Here is a 16,570-nt window from a genome sequence, read left to right as displayed (position 1 = left end):
TAGTTAGTTGAACTTGGTCTTCGTTGCTCTGAAGCCTTGTCCGTGTCAGCGAGGGCGTATATTAAGGATCTACAGATTTTGTGCAACCCTTTTTTGAAGAAATTTTAAATTAATTTAAAAAAGATCAAACTTCTACAATACGTAATTCTTTAGGCATTGAGAAAGACACATTCTCTTCTCTACCTTTTAACTCTTGAGGGGCGCTGCCTCCTTCTTTAACAAGGCGATCAATTACCTCATTAACAAGTACTTCAGGCGCAGAAGCACCAGCCGTTACACCAATGCTACGAATTCCTTCAAGCCATTCGCACTTAATCTCGCTAGCGTTATCAATTAAATAAGCTTTGGCACCCATTCTTTGCGCCAGTTCACGAAGACGGTTTGAGTTAGAGCTATTAACAGAACCCACCACAAGAACGAGTTCAGATTCCTGCGCTAACGTTTTCACTGCATCTTGACGATTTTGCGTTGCATAACAAATATCATCTTTCTTCGGACCACGAATCATAGGGAAGTATTTTCGCAGTGCATCAATCACTACTGAAGTATCATCCATAGATAATGTAGTCTGAGTAACAAAAGCGAGACGTTCTGGATTCTTAACTTTCAGTTTCTCAACATCCGCAGGGCTTTCTACTAAGTAAATAGCACCGCCTTGACGATCATCGTACTGCCCCATTGTTCCTTCAACTTCTGGATGACCATCATGGCCAATCAAAACACACTCCATACCATCACGAGAATAACGCACTACTTCCAGGTGTACTTTGGTAACAAGAGGACAAGTGGCATCAAATACTTTTAAGCCTCTATTCGTTGCTTCATCACGAACGGCTTTAGAAACCCCATGGGCACTGAAGATAACAATATTATCATCGGGCACTTGATCAAGTTCATCAACAAATACCGCGCCGCGAGACTTCAACGACTCGACAACGAACTTATTATGTACAACCTCATGACGAACGTAGATAGGCGCTTCAAAAAGATCAAGGCATCGGTTGACTATGTCTATTGCTCTATCAACGCCAGCACAAAAGCCGCGTGGGTTCGCTAATTGAATAGCAAAGCTCATGCAACCTCCTCTACATCAACGATCTGAGCTCGAAATGTTAGCGAGCGCCCAGCAAGAGGATGATTAAAATCAACGATCACTTCCTGCTCACCAATTTCAGCGATAACACCAGGAAGCTCGTTTTTACTCATATCAGCAAAAGACACAACCATGCCTTCTTCTAGGTCCATTGAAAACTGAGACCGAGGCATACGCTGGATATTGCTTTCGTTATGCGCTCCGAAAGCTTTTTCTGGGGGCATAACAAAAGAGGCCTCTTGTCCTGCAGACATTCCTAATAAAGCCGCTTCAAAGTCTGGCAACAAACTGCCATCGCCAAACACGAAGCTGGCAGGCGCCTTAGAAAAATTTGAATCAACGATTTGGCCATCTTCAAGTGACAACTCAAAATGCAGAGCGACTCGGCTTGTTGCCGTAATTACGTTCATTTGTTTGTACCTTCCTGCTTTTTCGTCACGAAGCCTTCAAGCAACATTAAAATAACACCTATAGTAATAGCAGTATCCGCTAGATTAAACGCAGGGAAATACCATGACTGCTGCCAATGGAATTGTAGAAAATCTACAACATGGCCATACACCAATCTGTCGTAAAGATTACCAATGGCACCGCCCAGCACAAATGTCAGGGCCAGTGATTCTAGGCGGTTTGTCTCTGCGATTTTAACCAATCGCCAACTGATACCAACAGCTACAGCCAATGCGATCAACGAGAAGAACCAACGCTGCCACCCTCCCGCTTGCGCGAGAAAGCTGAACGCAGCACCAGTGTTGTACCTCAAGGTCAGGTCAAAGAATGGAAAAACAGCAATCTCTTGTCCATAAAATAAATTGGACGAAATTAACTGCTTTGTCATCCAGTCCAAAGCAAAAAGGATAAGAGCCAGCGCCCACCAGCGCTGAACTCGTTGCCACACAATTAAAGCTGTCATTAAGCGTAAAGGCGTTGTTCACCTTCTCCATCTGGCAAGTTAGAGATACAACGATCACACAATTCTGGGTGCGCTTCTCGTTTGCCCACTTCTTCACGATGGTGCCAGCAACGCACACATTTAGTGTATTTACTCAATTCTACATGTACTTTCAGGCTATCAAGATCTGTCGCGACAGCGCCATCACCAGCTTCAGACAAAGGCAACACCTTAACGTCAGAGGCAATCAAGACGAAGCGCAATTCTTCACCAAGACGGTTCAATGTTGCTTGTAAAGCATCATCACAATAAAGTGTGATATTCGCGCTTAAACTCGCCTTCATCTTACCTTCGCTACGAGCGGCTTCTAATACTTTGTTGGTCGCTACTTTAGCCTCAAGAACCTGCTTCCAGAATTCACGTCCCATAGGTTCTTCGCCTGAAAGCTCTTCAAGGCCTTCATACCATGTTTCTAAGAAAACAGACTCGCCACGCTCACCTGGCAATGTTTGCCAAATTTCATCAGCCGTAAAGCTCAAAATAGGCGCAATCCAACGAGAGAACGCTTCCATCACATGATAAAGCGCCGTTTGCGCAGAGCGACGTGCCAAGCTGTCTTTTTGTGTCGTGTACTGACGGTCTTTGATGACATCCAAATAGAAGCCACCTAAATCCACAGAACAGAAGTTCTGGATTTTCTGGTTCACAGTATGGAATTGGTATTCGTTGTAGGCCGTATTCAACTCTTTTTGCAATAAAGCCGCACGGTCTACAATCCAGCGATCCAATGCAATCATGTCTTTAGAAGACACCATATCGGTAGCAGGATTGAAACCATTCAAGTTTGCCATCATGAAGCGCGCGGTATTACGGATTCGACGATAAGAGTCTGCTACTCGCTTAAGAATTTCATCAGACACCGTCATTTCCGTGGTGTAATCCGTTGCCGCCACCCACAAACGGATGATATCTGCGCCTAGCGTGTCCATCACTTTCTGAGGTGACAATACGTTACCCAGAGACTTGGACATTTTGCGGCCGTCGCCATCCACAGTAAAACCGTGCGTCAAAACTTGCTTGTATGGCGGCACACCACGCACTGCAATCGATGTTTTTAAAGATGATTGAAACCAACCACGATGCTGATCTGAACCTTCTAAGTATAAATCGGCAGGGAAGCTCAATTCATCACGCTGATCAATAACAGAGTAGTGAGTCACACCTGAATCGAACCATACATCCAAGGTATCAGTTACCTTACTGTATTTTTCAGCTTCCGCACCCAACAACTCTTCTGCATCCATTTCAAACCAAGCGTCAATGCCTTCCACTTCGATGCGCTTCGCGACTTCCTCAATCAAACGAGGCGTCTCAGGATGAAGTTCTTGAGTCTCTTTGTTGATAAACAAAGCAATTGGCACACCCCAAGTACGCTGACGAGACACACACCAGTCAGGACTGTTATTCAACATTCCTTCCATACGGTTTTGCCCCCAGCTTGGGACCCACTTCACACCTTCGACAGCATGCTTAGCAGCATCTAGCAAACCTTCTTTGGTCATGCTGATAAACCACTGAGGTGTTGCACGGAAAATCAGTGGTGTTTTAGTACGCCAGCAGTGTGGATAACTATGGAAGATCTTAGATTCAAATACCAAGGCGTTATTACGATTTAGCGCTTCAAGCACAGCACCATCTACTTTATAGACGTGCAAACCAGCAAATTCACCAGCCGCATCGGAATAAACACCATTATCTTGCACAAGATTGATCGTACCGATGCCATTTTCACGACCGACGTTAAAGTCATCTACGCCGTGGTCAGGTGCGGTATGTACACAACCCGTACCCGCTTCAGTGGTGACGTGCTCACCCAAAATAACGGGAATATCACGCTCTAGGAACGGATGATTCAACACAGTGCCAGCCAGTTCCGCACCAACAGTGCGACCCACTATGCGGAAGTCAGTGACGCCGTAGCGAGACATCACACCTTCAACCATGTCTTCAGCAAGGATAAGACGCTCTTTGCCCAAGCCCATATCCACTTCAACCAAGGCGTAATTGAACTCTGGATGAATAGAAACCGCTTGGCTGGCAGGCAGTGTCCATGGTGTCGTCGTCCAGATCACGACAGAAACCTTACCTTCGCCCTCAACATCTGCGAATTTAGCAAGCAACGCGGCTTCATCTTGCGGCGCATAACGCACATCCAAAGACAAAGACGTTTTATCTTGATATTCCACTTCCGCTTCCGCCAAAGCAGAACCACCAACCACACTCCAGTAAACAGGTTTAAAACCTTTTACCAAATGACCATTTTCCGCAATTTTACCTAAAGCACGAACGATATTTGCTTCGGTAACAAAGTTCATTGTCAGATAAGGATTTTCCCAATCCCCCATCACACCCAAGCGGATAAAGTCTTTTTTCTGCTCTTCAATTTGCGTATAGGCGTATTCGCGGCATTTAGCACGAAATTCCTTATAAGAAACTTTTGTTCCAGCCTTACCTATCAATTGCTCAACTTTGTGTTCAATTGGCAAACCATGACAGTCCCAGCCTGGGATATAAGGTGCATCAAAGCCACTAACAGTTTTTGACTTAACAATAATATCTTTGAGGATTTTGTTAACCGCGTGACCAATGTGAATGCTGCCATTTGCGTACGGAGGGCCATCATGAAGAATAAAAGATTTACGGCCTTTACTTACATCACGTACTTTCTGGTACAGGTCCATATCCTGCCAACGCTTAAGCATTGCAGGTTCACGTTTTGCCAAATCTCCACGCATTGGGAAGTCTGTATCTGGCAAATTCAGTGTCGGTTTATAATCACTCATGGTTTATCGATTCATCCTCAAAGATCATCTTTTCACTGATTAGCAAAAAAGCGTAACGCTTCTTCTTTATCACATTGAATTTGTTTTTCCAGCGCATCTAGGCTGGCCATTTTTCGCTCTGCCCTAATAAAATGACAGAAAGTCACTTGCACATATTTGTCGTACAAGTCACCAGTAAAATCTAGTAAATGCACTTCCAGTATCGGCGTTTTGCCCTGAACAGTAGGACGTACACCGACATTCGCTACACCATTGTGAGAAACGCCATCAACCATAAAGATCACAGCGTACACTCCAGACAATGCAGCCTTAATTCCTTTAAGATGTACATTTGCTGTCGGAAAACCTAACTTTCGTCCCAACTGCTGCCCATGTATCACACGACCACTTAGCGAAACCGTGTGCCCCATGTTCATTTGCGCAGCGGAAATATCACCACGCTCTAGAGCATTTCGAACTAAAGTACTACTCACTCGCTCATTCAGAGCATTTAACACCGATGGTGTATTTTCAACATCAAAGCCATGCTGACTACCAAACTCTTGCAGGTAGTAAAAATCACCCTGTCGATCACATCCGAAACGGAAATCGTCACCCACCACCAAATGCTTCACCGACAAACCGTCCAATAAGATTTGCTGACAAAATGCTTGTGCGTCTAACTGCTGAAGCTTAGGGTTGAACGGCATACAAAGAACATAATCAATCCCCTGACCCTCCAACAACTTAACCTTATCTCGCAGACGTCCAATACGACCCGGCGCTGTATCCGGCGCAAAGAACTCTCTGGGTTGAGGCTCAAAGATCATAATTACGGCTGGAGCATCATATTGCTTAGCCAATGCTTTAGCACGTGCCAAAATTGCACCATGCCCCAAATGAACACCGTCAAAATTCCCTATCGTCAGCACGCATTCTTTATGCTTTGAACGGATATTATGAATACCGCGAATTAACTCCATAGAACCCCGTACAAAACAATTAAATCCAGCGTCGAAAAAAATACCACGGATTATATAGCAGTTAACCAAATGAAGGTAGGCCAGAACTTGAACAAGCTGTGCAAACTCACAATCAAAGCAAAAAACACATCATAGACATCTAATGCTTTAAAGTAGAAGGACGCAATCCGGCCATCACAGCAACCAGAGCGTACACCAGCACACCACAAACAACCACCAACAAGGTGCAGCCTACTCGATACAAGTCTTCCATTTGCGTCCACTGCCAACCCTGTTGAAGAAACAAGTACAAACACACACCAAGTGCCAACGTAGCACTCAACAATATGCGCAGTAAACGCCCCCATTGAGCAGAAAACACATGATATTGTTTTTTATACAGGCCACGCCATAACAAGAACGCATTCAAGCCAGCCGACAAGCTCGTCGCCAAAGCCAACCCAACATGCCCAAGCGGCCAGACCAGTATTAAATTCAGCACCATATTCGACACCATCGCAATAATACCGATACGCACAGGCGTCTTAGTGTCTTGTCTGGCGTAGTAACCGGGAGCCAAGACTTTGATCAACATCATAAACACCAAGCCTAGCGAGTAAGCCTGCAAACTTTGCGCTGCCATCTGAACATCATTTACCGTTAACTCTCCCCGATAAAAGATTGTCGCAATCAACGGCTCAGCCAACATAAACAAGGCAAGCGATGATGGAATCGCAATCAGCAATAAAATTCGCAGCGCCCAATCCAGCGTTTCTGAAAACTTCGATGCTTCACCACCCGCAAAACTGCGTGATAACGAAGGCAAAATCACCGTACTGATAGCAATAGCAAAAATACCCAACGGCAACTCATACAAACGATCAGACAAATACAGCCAAGTAATGCTGCCTGTCTGTAAAAAAGACGCCAATACAGTGTCTAGCAACAAATTAATCTGACTGACAGACACACCAAACAACGCCGGCCCCATCAAAAGCAAAATTCGTTTCACACCTGGATGACGAAAGCCTAACGTCGGCATGGGCAGCAATCGCAATCTCGCCAAAAACGGCACCTGAAACATCAACTGAATCAGTCCCGCAAAAAACACCCCCCAAGCGACAGCCGTTTCCGCCTGCGCTGCGGTGCGGGCAAAGAACACAGTTGCAATAATAAGAGAGATATTCAAGAAAATCGGTGTGATCGCTGGAACAGCGTATTCACCATGAGAATTTAAAATGCCGCCCGCCAAGGCGGTTAACGAAATAAATAACAGATATGGAAAAGTAATGACCAACAGATCTGATGCCAATGCAGCCTGCCCATCATCACCGGCAAAGCCGGGAGCAAAAACATAAACCACCCAAGGCGCGCACACCATAAAAAGCACAGTAACACACAGCAACACCAAAGCCAGCGATCCTGATACGGCTGAAATCAGCGCCCGCACCTCGGCCTTGCCTTCTTTAACTCGATAATCACTTAAAACAGGAACAAACGCTTGAGCAAACGCCCCTTCCGCAAATAAGCGGCGAAAAAAGTTAGGAATTTTAAAAGCGACATAAAAAGCATCAGCGCTGCCGCTCGCCCCCAAAACATAAGCTAAAGCCGCATCTCTTACCAATCCAAGAATACGAGAAAGAAAAGTGCAAATAGAAACTAGGACACCAGAACGCAATAAAGACAAAGACTTAGACGCTTTATTGGTAGCGATATTTTTTTCAGACATAAGAAAATACGACTTAGACAATAGACAGGTCTGCCAAGAATAACACCAGCGATAGCAAGAGCGCAGCCAAATATATAAGCTCATTTGATTAAAATTTGTATAATAGGGTTGTGACTGCGCTAAAAACTGGTAAAATCCGCCGCGAGATTTCAAAGTTAAAACTTGACATTCATTTCATGACACAGCACAGTGCTGGGTCATAACTAATTCCAAATTAAAGGAGCCAGACCGTGGCAAATTCCGCCGGTTCAAAAAAACGCGCGCGCCAAGCAGTAAAAAGCCGCGCTCACAATGGTAGCCTTCGTTCAATGGTTCGCACATACTTGAAAAAAGTAGATGCGGCTATCGAAGCAGGCAATCAAGCTGACGCACAAGCAGCTTACGTTCTAGCAACTTCAAAGCTAGACAAAGCCGCTGACAAAGGCCTATATCACAAAAACAAAGCAGCTCGTCATAAGAGCCGCTTGAGTGCTAAAATCAAAGCACTGGCCTAATACCTATAAAAAAACCGGCAAATGCCGGTTTTTTTTATATCTAAATTTTATCGACTTGCCCAAGCACAACCTCACCCGAGCAAAATCACCAGCCACACAATCGCCGCCAACACTAAAGCCAGCATCACAGCCGCCGAACCCAAATCTTTGGCACGACCAGACAACTCATGATGCTCATGACTAATACGGTCTACTACAGCCTCAACGCTAGAATTAAACGTTTCAACAATCAACACCATACCTACCGAAAAAATCAGCACAGCGCGTTCAAGACCGGAATCACCAAGCCAAATAGCAAAAGGCAAAGAAATCAAAAACAAAAACGCCTCTTGGCGAAAAGCCGCTTCATGCTTCCACTGAGCACGTAAACCTTGATAGGAATATTTGGACGCACTCAAGATGCGCTCTAATCCCACTTTACCCGGTTTTGCCATGACCACCTCTTTAAATAATCACCAAATCGTCGCGATGGATTAATTCTGGCTCACCCTTGTAACCTAAAATATCACCAATACAAGAAGAGGGCTGACCCAACAACTTCAACGTTTCAGCCACACTGTAATTCACCAGACCTCGAGCCACCAGTTCACCTTGCTGATCAACGCAAATCACCATATCACCACGCGAAAAAGTACCTTGAGCATCTTTTACGCCCACAGACAAAAGACTGGTACCTTCTTTGCGCAGCGCTTTAACCGCACCATCATCTAAAACCAAGGCACCACGACTCTTAAGGTGTCCAGCCAACCACTGTTTTCGAGCAGCAACACGACCATGCTCAGGCTGCAGCCAAGTCCCCAGCACCTCGCCGGAGGCGACACGAATAATGACATTTTCTTCGCGACCAGACGCAATCAAGGTATCCGCGCCAGAGCGAGCCGCTAAACGAGCCGCTCGAACTTTCGTTAACATACCACCGCTACCCAACAAACCAGCACCACCGCTTGCCATTGATTCAAGACGATCATCCGATGCTGAAATATGAGCGATTAATGTTGCATCTTTATGATCTCGAGGATTTTTATCAAATAAACCATGCTGATCCGTTAAAATAATTAATACATCCGCCTCTACCAAGTTCGCAACCAAAGCGCCCAAGGTATCATTATCTCCGAAACGTATTTCGTCAGTTACAACTGTGTCATTTTCATTAACTATGGGTACAACGCCAAAGCCAAGCAAAGTTCGCAACGAAGATCGAGCGTTCAAATAGCGTCGACGATTAGATAAGTCATCATGAGTCAGCAAAATTTGCGCCGTGCACAAACCATGTTTTTCGAAATGAGATTCATAGACCCCCACCAGCTCCATTTGCCCTACTGCAGCCGCAGCCTGAAGCTCATTCACCTGAGTGGGGCGAGAAGAAAAACCAAGGCGTTTCATACCAGCAGCAATAGAACCAGAAGAAACAAGAACAACTTCCTTACCTTGCGCTCGCAACTCAGCTATCTGAGCAACCCAAAGACCAATCCTAGCAACATCTAAACCCTGCCCATCATTGGTCAATAACGCACTACCGATCTTGACAACAACACGCTGCGCCTTCGCTATTTTCTCTCGCATATCCATGATACTACTTTTTCCCACTCACCAGATTAGCTAACGTACTCTACTTCTACATCGTAATCGTCATCATCAAAGTCATCGTCGTCCAGCATTTTGCCTTCCAAACGGCGTTTCTCACGCAACGACATAATACGATTTCGGCCTTCTTCATCAATCAATGCTCGAACCGCGTCTTCTTTTTCACGTGCTTCTGGGTTATCCATTAGCAATTCACGCTGCTCATCAAGGGCTGTCATCAGATCCAAACACAATACTTCTGTGCCTTCACCAGATATTGCCGAAACGCGGTAAGTTTTACCTTCCCAGCCAAGCGCATCAATAACACTCTGGCAACGCTCTTCCAGCTCATCTTCTGGAACCATGTCCGTTTTATTCAACACCAACCAACGATCACGTTCCGCCAAAGTAGGACTGAACTGATGCAATTCATTTACCGCAATAACCGCCGCTTCTGCAGGAGTAATCTCATCCCAAGGCGCTAAATCAACGATATGCAGTAAAATACGGTTACGCACCAAGTGTTTCAAGAAACGAATACCAAGGCCCGCACCTTCGGATGCCCCTTCAATAATTCCTGGAATATCGGCTACAACAAAGCTCTGATGCTTTTTAACTTTTACCACACCAAGGTTCGGCACCAAGGTCGTAAAAGGATAATCCGCCACTTTCGGCTTAGCAGAGGAAACCGCGCGAATAAACGTCGATTTGCCCGCATTAGGAAGACCTAGCAATCCCACATCTGCCAAGACTTTCATCTCCAACTTCAGCGTCCGCTCTTCACCAACCGTTCCTTTGGTTGTTTGGCGAGGTGCACGGTTAGTACTAGACTTAAATCGAGTATTACCTAGACCGTGATGACCACCTTGAGCCACTTTTAACTTTTGCCCATCACGCACAAGATCGCCAAGCGTTTCGCCTGTATCATCATCAATGACAGTCGTACCAACAGGCACTTTAATCTCTAAGTCCGCCCCTTTGGAGCCAGTCATGTCTCGCCCCTGACCGCCTTCGCCACTTTCCGCGATGTATTTTTTCGTAAAACGAAAATCAATCAAGGTATTTAGGGCTTCATCAGCAACCAACACAACGCTGCCGCCATTGCCGCCATCACCGCCATCAGGGCCGCCTTTAGCAACAAACTTTTCTCGCCAAAAGCTTAACGCACCATTTCCGCCTTTACCTGCTCTTACATAGATACTGGCTTCATCAACAAATTTCACAGTAACACCTCTTCGGTGGTTTAATCAGTTTCAATAAAGCTGATTATAGAATTCTTCCAAAAAAAAAGCCCCGCGTCGCGGAGCTTTTTTTAAGTTTTTAGCAAGTGATTAAGCAGCTACGACAGAAACTGTACGACGCTTAAACTTACCTTTTACTTCAAACTTCACTTGGCCTTCAACAACAGCGAACAAAGTATGATCTTTACCAATTTGAACACCAGCACCAGGGTGGAACTGTGTGCCACGCTGACGAACAAGGATGTTACCTGGGATCACAACTTGACCACCAAAACGTTTGACACCTAATCGTTTCGACTCGGAATCGCGACCGTTACGAGTACTACCACCCGCCTTTTTATGAGCCATGACTTACTCCTTAAATTTGAATAGTTAGCGCTTAGTTAATACCAGTAATTTTCACTTCCGTGAACCACTGACGATGACCCATACGCTTCATAGAATGCTTACGACGACGGAATTTCAAGATTTTAACTTTATCTCCGCGACCATGAGCAACAACTTCAGCTGTTACTTTAGCGCCTTCTACAACTGGTGCACCAACTTTAACGTCGTCGCCGTTGCTTACAAGAAGAACGTCGTCGAACTGAATCGCGCCACCTTCTTCAACAGCTAATTTCTCAACCTTAAGGGTTTGGCCTTCTTCTACACGGTATTGCTTACCGCCAGTTTTGATCACTGCAAACATGTTCTTCTCCAATGAGATTTACCCGGCTACTGAATTTGAATTTGACCTACTTCTAGTGGCAGTCACTTTTTATCCGAATCGGACAAAAATCGCTAACCATATGATAGGGAGCAAAATGTGGGTAAATCGGACGCGAGATTGTACAAAATCACACCAACCAATACAAGCTAAAAGCAACGTCTTTATACATTTTTCGCAATTTGGGTTGACCCTGACACAAGCCTTACCTAGCATGAGGCACACTTGCTGATCAGCTTGAGACTATTTAGCTTCGGAAATTGCATGCAACCTATACAAATACACGATGTTGTGGCCAACGAGTTTGGCCAAGTTAATGATTATATTGTGTCACAACTTAGTAGTGACATCCCCCTAATCGAACAAATCGGCTACTACATTATTAGTAATGGCGGGAAACGCCTAAGACCATTGCTGGTTTTATTGGCAGCACGGGCCAGTACAGAGCTAGATAAAACACAACTCGAGCAAGCCATTCAAATGGCAACTATCATTGAATTTATCCACACTTCAACACTTTTGCACGACGATGTAGTGGATGAATCAGATATGCGCCGAGGCAAAAAGACCGCTAACGAGGAGTGGGGAAATGCACCAAGCGTTTTGGTTGGCGACTTCCTTTACTCTCGTGCCTTCCAGATCATGGTCGACGTGGGCAGCATGCAATGTATGAGTATCTTGGCCAAGACCACCAACATCATCGCTGAAGGCGAAGTTCAGCAGCTGATAAATTGTGGCGATCCAGACACAACAGAAGAAAGCTATCTAAAAGTTATTCAGTATAAAACAGCAAAACTGTTTGAGGGCGCGGCACTTTGTGGAGCCGTAATTGCTGGCGCTACTCAAGAGCATCAAGAAGCGTTGAGACAGTTTGGCATGCACGTTGGCACAGCTTTTCAGCTAATAGATGATGTAATGGATTACACCAGCACAGCCGAAGAAATGGGCAAAAGCGTTGGCGATGATCTTGCTGAAGGCAAACCTACCCTGCCACTTATCTTCACGATGAAACATGGCTCGCCAGAAGCGGTAGCACGAGTAAGACAAGCCATTTTAACCGGTGGGCTTGAGCAATTAGAGACCATTATCGGGGACGTGCAGAGCTGCGGTGCGATTGAATACACTCAACAACAAGCTCAGGAACAAGCCGACCTAGCAATTTCAGCAATCGAGTCACTGCCAGAATCAGACTACAAGGCAGCACTTATTGCCTTGGCCAATGCTTCCGTTAAACGCCGAAACTAGCCTATATCAAAAAAGACCAAGCCCGCTCACCTCGAGCTTGGTCTTCTGTCATTTTTGTCTTAAAACATCCATTACAGCCAATGCTGCCTTCGCAGAATGCTGCTGCATAAAGCAATGACCGCCCTCCACCTCAATCACCTGAATGTTTGGGTTGAGTCTGGCCGCTAGCCGATATGCCTCTTTAAAATAATCAAAGGTATCCTTGCCTTGAATAATATAGGTAGGCACAGAAATGTTCGAAATTGAGCTCCACAGTTTTTTAGGGTAACTAGAGAAAATTTCCGCCTCCATCCAGGAAGGACAACCCAGTTGATAGTGCCCTTTTTCATCACACTTAATAGACGAAGCAATATAATCTTCTAAGCAATCTGGCTCCCAACCTTTAAATGTCCCTCTTTCATAAAAACTGCTTTTTACCTGAGCAAGACTTTCCCACTGAGTTCGACGACGACGGGCTTGTCGCGCCAACGGTATTTGGCTTTTCAGTCCTGAAAGCGTTACACCGCGCATCATCCAAATTAAGCGAGGAGGAAACAAAGCCGGATCCAACAAAACCAATCGATCAAAAAGTGAAGGTTCCTGATTACTCATTAGTGCTGTCATACAGCCACCGAAGCTATGTCCGATGCCAATCACTTCCTTTTTCGGTAACAATGGTCGCTGTGCGTTTAATGAGTCAACAAAGCGCGATGCGGTCTTATTCCAGCCAATAAATTTATGCCCAGCTGTCGACCCACCATGACCAGCAGCATCCTGCATAATAAGGTTATAGCCTTCGAGCTTCGCCAAAAAAGACTGGTAGGTTCTTACCGAGAAACCATTACCATGCAAAAAATGCAGCGTTGGCCTACTTTCATCAACCTCCCCCACATACCCCTGAATATGGCCACCATCAAATTCGTAGCGCCAAACAGACAGATCTATATTTCTTTTCGAACTCATAAAGGCACCCAGACAACCAAAATAGAATAAGCAGAAGCATATTAGCAGAAAAAAGCCTCCTAACAGGAAACAACAAACCACTTTAAAAAGTCGCTTTTTGTCAGCTTTATCCTAGCCAAACCCTCTAAAGAACGTAAATATGATCATTTTTCATGCAGGTAATTTGGTTTTTTTCCGTTCAAACATTCATATTACAGCTCCAAACCGATATAATCAGCTGGATTTTCTACTGCAAACTGGACCACGACAATCCACCAGACTATTTTGAGTCACCGGCTGGATGTGGATATAGGACTATAATGACTACAGCTTCATCTTTTGAAAAAGACGAACTATTAAAATGCGGCCACGGTGAAATGTTTGGTGCAGGTAATGCCCAGCTTCCTGTCGGCAATATGCTAATGATGGATCGCATTACTCACATCTCAACTGAAGGCGGGGAACACGGCAAGGGCGAAATCATTGCTGAGTTAGATATACACCCTGACTTATGGTTTTTTGCATGCCACTTCCCTGGCGACCCAGTTATGCCTGGCTGCCTTGGCTTAGATGCGATGTGGCAGCTAGTAGGATTCTTTCTTGGCTGGAAAGGTAACAAAGGGCGCGGGCGCGCACTAGGTTCTGGCGAAGTAAAATTCACTGGACAAATCCTTCCAACAGCAAAAAAGGTTACCTTTCACATTCATTTGAAGCGTGTTATTGAACGCAAACTAGTGATGGGAATTGCAGACGGAAGCGTTAAAGTTGATGGTCGTGAAATTTACACTGCAAAAGACTTGCGTGTAGGCTTATTTACTTCAACTGATAACTTCTAAAGATTAAGAATGAAAGAGGCACATTTATGCGTCGTGTAGTAGTAACAGGTCTTGGCATTGTCAGCTGCCTAGGCAATGACAAAGATAGCGTTCTAAACTCCTTGCGCGAAGGCCGTTCCGGCATTCGTTTTGCTGAGGACTATAAAGAACATGGCTTTCGCAGCCACGTTTGTGGTCGCATTGACTTAGATGCTGAAAGCATTGACCGCAAAGTACGCCGTTTCATGGGCGACGCAGCAACGTACGCTTACGTTTCTATGCAACAAGCTATTTTAGATGCGGGCTTAACAGAAGACCAAGTGTCCAATATTCGCACAGGCTTAGTAGCAGGGTCTGGCGGCGCTTCCGCTAAAAACCTTGTTGACTCTGCTGACACACTTCGCGAGAAAGGTGTTAAGCGCGTAGGTCCATACCGTGTAACCCAAACTATGGGAAGCACTGTCTCTGCTTGTTTGGCAACACCATTCAAGATCAAAGGCGTTAACTACTCAATCACTTCAGCTTGCTCTACTAGTGCTCACTGTATTGGTAACGCTATGGAGCTGATTCAACTTGGCAAACAAGACATCGTGTTTGCTGGTGGTGGCGAAGAAGAGAGCTGGACTCAAACTTGTATGTTTGACGCCATGGGCGCCTTATCTTCAAAGTACAACGATACACCAGAAAAAGCGTCACGCGCTTATGATGCAAACCGTGATGGTTTCGTTATTGCTGGCGGTGGCGGTATGCTTGTTATTGAAGAGCTAGAACACGCCAAAGCACGCGGTGCAAAAATCTACGCTGAACTAGTAGGCTACGGCGCTACTTCTGATGGCTACGACATGGTTGCCCCTTCAGGCGAAGGCGCTGTACGCTGCATGCAGATGGCAATGAGCACAATTGATGGCGATATTGATTACATCAATACTCACGGCACAAGTACACCTGCTGGCGACATGAAAGAGCTTCAAGCTGTCAACGAAACATTCGGTGATAAGATCCCACTGATTAGCTCTACTAAGTCTTTGTCTGGTCACTCTTTGGGTGCTGCAGGCGTTCATGAAGCTATCTACTGCTTACTAATGATGGAAAACAACTTCATCACAGCGTCAGCAAACGTAGATGAGCTGGATCCAGCAGCAGGCAACATCCCTGTTGTTACAACTCGCAAAGATAATGCAGACTTGAACCTAATCATGTCTAACAGCTTTGGTTTTGGCGGCACTAACGCCAGCCTAGTATTCAAAAAATACTCTGCATAAATAAAACCTAAGCAAAAAAAAAAGCCGCATCAAATGATGCGGCTTTTTTATGACGTCTATTCGGCTAATACAAAAAATCATTTCCGCGTGGAAGCTTCGCCATTTCAGCTCTCATCCACACATCCATCTCATCATGCAACGCAGACGTTTTCTTCCCTTCAGATTCAATAATAGGACCAATAACCACTCGAATGGAACCTGGATACTTACGCCACTTCTTTCCAGGCCAAGTGTAACCAGCATTATGCACAACCGGAAGAATTGGCACGCCGGCAGAAGTAGCAAGCATAGCCGCTCCTTTATTAAATGCCTGCTCTTTATTTGGTGCAATACGCGTTCCTTCCGGAAAAATCAGCACAGAGCGACCATCATCTAAACGCTCTTTACCCTGACTGATAATTTGCTTCAACGCATTAGTGCGTTGAGAACGATCAATGGCAATGGGCTGAACCATACGCAAACCCCAACCAAAGAAAGGCACGGATAAAAGCTCTTTTTTCAAAACCGTTGATACGGGAGCCATTAGCACTTGCAGCACATAGGTTTCCCATTCACTTTGATGGTTCGCCACCAGCACAACAGGACGGTCTTTATTAATGTTCTCTAGACCAATAATCTCGACTTTCACACCGCAAAAAATCCGAAAAACAAACAACAGACCTTTGTTATGCAGATTCAATACTGGCTGGCGGTAATTCTTTGGCAACAAAATCGTTGCCAAAGGCGCAAGCACACCAAATAGAACGGTGGACATCATGTAATAAATGGCAAATATTGTTGAGCCGATCCAAGACCTTACCGACACGCATGCACTCATTGACAGCT

General features: G+C 45.2%; 17 protein-coding genes. 4 read left to right on the top strand and 13 right to left on the bottom strand.

Annotation, left to right across the window (positions count from 1 at the left end; translation table 11 throughout):
- Positions 1-124: 124 nt before the first annotated feature.
- From ispH to murJ, 6 genes are all read right to left on the bottom strand, one after another.
- Positions 125-1,075 (bottom strand): 4-hydroxy-3-methylbut-2-enyl diphosphate reductase, encoded by a 951-nt coding sequence (ispH, locus tag DFP75_RS17865; RefSeq protein WP_110577406.1) that lies wholly within the window; start codon positions 1,073-1,075, stop codon positions 125-127.
- On the bottom strand, positions 1,072-1,503 hold the full coding sequence (locus DFP75_RS17860) for an FKBP-type peptidyl-prolyl cis-trans isomerase (RefSeq protein ID WP_110577405.1): 432 nt from the start codon (positions 1,501-1,503) through the stop codon (positions 1,072-1,074). Before DFP75_RS17860 ends, ispH begins: the two co-directional genes overlap by 4 nt.
- Positions 1,500-2,006, bottom strand: coding sequence for a signal peptidase II (gene lspA / locus DFP75_RS17855; RefSeq protein ID WP_110577404.1), 507 nt, complete (start codon positions 2,004-2,006; stop codon positions 1,500-1,502). The genes DFP75_RS17860 and lspA overlap by 4 nt, the downstream gene beginning before the upstream one ends.
- A complete protein-coding gene (ileS, locus tag DFP75_RS17850; protein WP_110577403.1) occupies positions 2,006-4,828 on the bottom strand; it encodes an isoleucine--tRNA ligase in 2,823 nt (940 codons plus the stop codon). Before ileS ends, lspA begins: the two co-directional genes overlap by 1 nt.
- Before the next feature lie 32 nt (positions 4,829-4,860).
- Positions 4,861-5,790 carry a bifunctional riboflavin kinase/FAD synthetase gene (gene ribF, locus DFP75_RS17845; RefSeq protein WP_110577402.1) on the bottom strand — a complete coding sequence of 310 codons (930 nt, stop codon included), beginning with the start codon at positions 5,788-5,790 and terminating at the stop codon, positions 4,861-4,863.
- A gap of 139 nt (positions 5,791-5,929) precedes the next feature.
- Complete coding sequence (murJ, locus tag DFP75_RS17840) at positions 5,930-7,498, bottom strand: murein biosynthesis integral membrane protein MurJ (protein ID WP_110577401.1); 1,569 nt, start codon at positions 7,496-7,498, stop codon at positions 5,930-5,932.
- A gap of 230 nt (positions 7,499-7,728) precedes the next feature.
- Here murJ and rpsT point away from each other — a divergent pair, with 230 nt between their 5' ends.
- Positions 7,729-7,992, top strand: coding sequence for a 30S ribosomal protein S20 (gene rpsT, locus DFP75_RS17835; protein ID WP_012071893.1), 264 nt, complete (start codon positions 7,729-7,731; stop codon positions 7,990-7,992).
- Positions 7,993-8,063: 71 nt separating this feature from the next.
- Here rpsT and DFP75_RS17830 read toward each other — a convergent pair whose 3' ends face one another.
- The 5 genes from DFP75_RS17830 to rplU all read right to left on the bottom strand — a co-directional run bounded on the left by DFP75_RS17830 (position 8,064) and on the right by rplU (position 11,484).
- Positions 8,064-8,426, bottom strand: a complete 363-nt coding sequence (locus tag DFP75_RS17830; RefSeq protein ID WP_110577400.1) for a diacylglycerol kinase — start codon at positions 8,424-8,426, stop codon at positions 8,064-8,066.
- Positions 8,427-8,436: 10 nt separating this feature from the next.
- Positions 8,437-9,561: a glutamate 5-kinase gene (gene proB / locus DFP75_RS17825; RefSeq protein WP_110577399.1), complete on the bottom strand. Its 1,125-nt coding sequence runs from the start codon at positions 9,559-9,561 to the stop codon at positions 8,437-8,439.
- 26 nt (positions 9,562-9,587) lie between these two features.
- Complete coding sequence (cgtA, locus tag DFP75_RS17820) at positions 9,588-10,778, bottom strand: Obg family GTPase CgtA (RefSeq protein WP_110577398.1); 1,191 nt, start codon at positions 10,776-10,778, stop codon at positions 9,588-9,590.
- 108 nt (positions 10,779-10,886) lie between these two features.
- Positions 10,887-11,144 carry a 50S ribosomal protein L27 gene (gene rpmA / locus DFP75_RS17815; RefSeq protein WP_110577397.1) on the bottom strand — a complete coding sequence of 86 codons (258 nt, stop codon included), beginning with the start codon at positions 11,142-11,144 and terminating at the stop codon, positions 10,887-10,889.
- Positions 11,145-11,175: 31 nt separating this feature from the next.
- Complete coding sequence (rplU, locus tag DFP75_RS17810) at positions 11,176-11,484, bottom strand: 50S ribosomal protein L21 (protein WP_110577396.1); 309 nt, start codon at positions 11,482-11,484, stop codon at positions 11,176-11,178.
- A 282-nt stretch (positions 11,485-11,766) separates the two neighbouring features.
- Here rplU and ispB point away from each other — a divergent pair, with 282 nt between their 5' ends.
- Positions 11,767-12,747, top strand: a complete 981-nt coding sequence (gene ispB / locus DFP75_RS17805) for an octaprenyl diphosphate synthase (protein ID WP_110577395.1) — start codon at positions 11,767-11,769, stop codon at positions 12,745-12,747.
- A gap of 48 nt (positions 12,748-12,795) precedes the next feature.
- Here ispB and DFP75_RS17800 read toward each other — a convergent pair whose 3' ends face one another.
- Positions 12,796-13,689 (bottom strand): alpha/beta fold hydrolase, encoded by an 894-nt coding sequence (locus tag DFP75_RS17800; RefSeq protein WP_110577394.1) that lies wholly within the window; start codon positions 13,687-13,689, stop codon positions 12,796-12,798.
- A 299-nt stretch (positions 13,690-13,988) separates the two neighbouring features.
- Between DFP75_RS17800 and fabA the strand changes: the two genes are divergently transcribed.
- Together fabA and fabB are read left to right on the top strand one after the other, a co-directional pair.
- Positions 13,989-14,504, top strand: coding sequence for a 3-hydroxyacyl-[acyl-carrier-protein] dehydratase FabA (gene fabA / locus DFP75_RS17795; protein ID WP_110577393.1), 516 nt, complete (start codon positions 13,989-13,991; stop codon positions 14,502-14,504).
- 26 nt (positions 14,505-14,530) lie between these two features.
- Positions 14,531-15,745 carry a beta-ketoacyl-ACP synthase I gene (gene fabB / locus DFP75_RS17790; RefSeq protein ID WP_110577392.1) on the top strand — a complete coding sequence of 405 codons (1,215 nt, stop codon included), beginning with the start codon at positions 14,531-14,533 and terminating at the stop codon, positions 15,743-15,745.
- 64 nt (positions 15,746-15,809) lie between these two features.
- Here fabB and DFP75_RS17785 read toward each other — a convergent pair whose 3' ends face one another.
- Positions 15,810-16,562 (bottom strand): lysophospholipid acyltransferase family protein, encoded by a 753-nt coding sequence (locus DFP75_RS17785; RefSeq protein ID WP_110577391.1) that lies wholly within the window; start codon positions 16,560-16,562, stop codon positions 15,810-15,812.
- Between the last annotated feature and the right edge of the window lie 8 nt (positions 16,563-16,570).

Source organism: Marinomonas alcarazii (assembly GCF_003208215.1).
GTDB classification, from domain to species: Bacteria; Pseudomonadota; Gammaproteobacteria; order Pseudomonadales; family Marinomonadaceae; genus Marinomonas; species Marinomonas alcarazii.
The sequence above is the reverse complement of the archived record's forward strand: the minus strand, read 5'-3'. Positions and strand labels throughout refer to the sequence as shown.